Origin of the sequence: Paraplanobispora siamensis, from assembly GCF_016863175.1 — a bacterium.
GTDB lineage: Bacteria > Actinomycetota > Actinomycetes > Streptosporangiales > Streptosporangiaceae > Planobispora > Planobispora siamensis.
In genome coordinates, this window is sequence record NZ_BOOJ01000127.1 from 1 (window position 1) to 2772 (window position 2772).

Below are 2772 nucleotides of genomic sequence, written 5' to 3' on the forward strand. Positions count from 1 at the left end.
CGGCCGGGTGGAAGAGCTGATTGCGGTACTGCGGGTGCGGGCCGATACCGGCGATGAACATGCTGCGCAGCGATGGCTTGCGCTGCTGGAGCGGACCAACCCGCAGGAGGCCGAGCGAGTGCGCCGATTCGGGCTGGATGTTCAAGAGTAAGGCGGCTGACGCTATCGCATGACGGCGACAGCTTCGGAGGCGGTAGCTGAGTTGCGATAATCCCGGCTTACCGCAACCCAGAAACCGGACATATCGCCCGCCTGGGTCCGGCTGCCCACGCCATGCCTTGGCCTTTGGACACCGCCGGCCGGGCCGGGCGATCACGCCGCTCGCCACGGTCGCACCGTCCGGTATCCGACCCCGCCTTTCACCGGGAGGCAGAAGCCGCCTGCTGCCCGTTGCTTCCGGTCGCGCGTGCCGGGGCGCCGTCCTCGGGCAGGTCGTGCTGGGTGAACAGGTCCAGCAGCAGCCGCACCGGCAGGTCGGCCTCGGTCGGATAGCGGAAGCCGCGCTCGGCATTGAGGGTGTAGTGGTTGCGCCGGCCGACCTTGTGCAGGGTCAGGTAACCCTCCTGGTGCAGGTCGGAGACGATGCTTTGGACGGCGCGCTCGGTGATGCCGATGCGGGCGGCCATATCGCGGATGCGCGCTTGCGGATCGCGGGCGATCTCCACCAGCACTCGGGCATGGTGGGTGAGGAACGTCCAGGTGGAGGCGGGCTGGCCAGCGTTGGTCGAAGCCATGGCACCTCTCTTGTGAGCCGGGGGTGATCCGGCCCGGCAGTGACGGCGGAATACCTTTGCCCTAAGCTTAATGCCTGAAATTTCTTTCCGGTATGACTCTTCACGAAGCGAGGTGCAGGTGAGATGATGCCAGCCAACCGGTCTCCCTCGCCTGGTGGGGGTCTGCATGGATGTGCTTCTGCTCTGGCGCCCGCGCCCGCGCCCACGCATCCGCACGCGGCCCAGGCGCGCAGCCGGCCCTTTTTCGCCGTTGCCCGCAGCGCTGTGACACTCCCGCACGATGACGCTGGCGCCCCCGACGGCGCCGCCTGCCACGGCGTCATCGGCGCGGTGCTGTATGCCGATCGCCATTTGCGCCTGATCTACCACCCCCATCCCGGCGCGACGCTGATCCATCTGATCGACGAAGTCGACGCCGGCAACTGCGCCGCGCTGGCCGAGACGCTGGCCCGTGCCGGGCACGGCGACGATTGCCTCCTGATCGACGTCCAGCGCTTGCGCTTCATCGACGCCGGCGGGATGCGCGTGCTGGCGAAACTGTGCGCCACGGGCGCGGCCCAGTTAATCAACGTGCCGCCCTACCTGCAGCGCCTGGCCGATCTGCTGGAGTTGCCCTTGCGCATCAGCGGCCCGGACGGCGGCACGACGCATGATTCTCACTGAGTGCGACCGGGGCAGATCACCATGGCGGCGCCGGCGGGCGGCCGGCTCCTGCTGCAGCAGGCCCTTGCGATCGCCCATCGCAGGCAAGGGCCTGGCCGCGGGCTCACCCGTTGCCGGGCGCGCCGCCCCACACCGCTGCCCCGAGGCCGGAGCGGTCACCGCCCTGCGCGCGGCACCGGCCCGTGCCAAAGCCCAGGCATACAGGGGCGGCCGGATCGCGTGCCCGGGCCCTGCCACCAGCGAAAAGTGCCGGCTGCGGCGGGTATCGGCCGCTGGCCGAGGCCGCCAGGCAGCGGCGGACCTCGTGGCCACCGTCATGATCGCGATGTGCCGGTCGGTGGCCTACGGTGGACACCGGTGGCCACCTTCGGCCGGAGACAGCCATCCTCACGGAGGCCACGTGCATCCTCAAGGAGGCCACGTGAGGAGACAGGCGGTGGCGCATGCTGCCCCACCCTGAGCCTGCCTTGCAGACCACCACCTGGCAGCTGGATGACCTGGCCGTGCTGCGCCTGGCCGGAGAGCTGGATGCGCTCACCGCGCCGCTGGCCCTCAGCAGCGCGCAGCAGATGCTCCTCGGCCGCGCGCCGATGCTGGTGGTGGATGCCAGCCAGGTCAGCTTCATCGCCTCGGCCGGCATCGGCGTGCTGATCGCGCTGCGCCGGCAGGTCGAAGAGCGCGCCGGCCGCCTGGTGCTGGTCGCGCCGGCCGACGGCCGGGTCTGGCATCTGCTGGCGTTGATGCGATTGCTGGAGCATTTTGCGGTCTGCCCCGACCTGGAGGCCGCGGTGCGGGTGCTGCGCACCCGGCCGCTCCTGCCCGGCCGGCAGGCGGCCCCGCCCTCGGGCACGGCCTGAGCCTGCCTTTTTTACCCGCAGAGGAGGGGAGGAGCCGGCCAGAGTGGGGTAGCCCAGCACATGGCGGCGCCGCTTGAGGGCCAAACAGCGTGCTCACCGTGAGCGGCCGGCAGTCCAAGGCCAGCCTGTCCCTTTGGCTGCCCGTGATCAGCCGGTGGCCGCGCCTTCGCGGCCTGCCGGCGCTCATCCCGTCGCGCTGGTGGTGCCGTACAGCGGGCACCGGATGGCGCGAAGGCCGCCGTGCCCATCACGCCCCTTTCCTGGCTCCACCCCAATCGGGGCGCACCGATGAAGGCAAAGGCGCCTGCCCCCTTGGCTGGGCTCTCACCCCCGCCCGGGGGCAGGCGTCCGTGCCGCCGCGGCCCCGGTGATCCTACGAACCGAATTCGGTACCGACTTCGAACGAGCGTCGGCACCACTGCCCTGAGACGGCTTCATCCTCAGCGAGTTCTGGTACCGCCCCCTGGGGCTCGAACGGTGGGGCCAAAAGTCGTTCCCGAAATCATCACATCGGCCCC

At 70.3% G+C, this 2772-nt stretch carries 3 protein-coding genes; 2 read left to right on the forward strand and 1 reads right to left on the reverse strand.

Annotated features, from left to right (window positions below; translation table 11 throughout):
• Window positions 1–359: 359 nt before the first annotated feature.
• Window positions 360–734, reverse strand: coding sequence for a helix-turn-helix transcriptional regulator (locus tag Psi01_RS42825; protein WP_204069948.1), 375 nt, complete (start codon window positions 732–734; stop codon window positions 360–362).
• Window positions 735–998: 264 nt separating this feature from the next.
• Between Psi01_RS42825 and Psi01_RS42830 the strand changes: the two genes are divergently transcribed.
• Window positions 999–1397: an STAS domain-containing protein gene (locus tag Psi01_RS42830; RefSeq protein WP_204069949.1), complete on the forward strand. Its 399-nt coding sequence runs from the start codon at window positions 999–1001 to the stop codon at window positions 1395–1397.
• A gap of 443 nt (window positions 1398–1840) precedes the next feature.
• Window positions 1841–2254 (forward strand): STAS domain-containing protein, encoded by a 414-nt coding sequence (locus Psi01_RS42835; protein WP_204069950.1) that lies wholly within the window; start codon window positions 1841–1843, stop codon window positions 2252–2254.
• The last annotated feature ends 518 nt before the right edge of the window (window positions 2255–2772 follow it).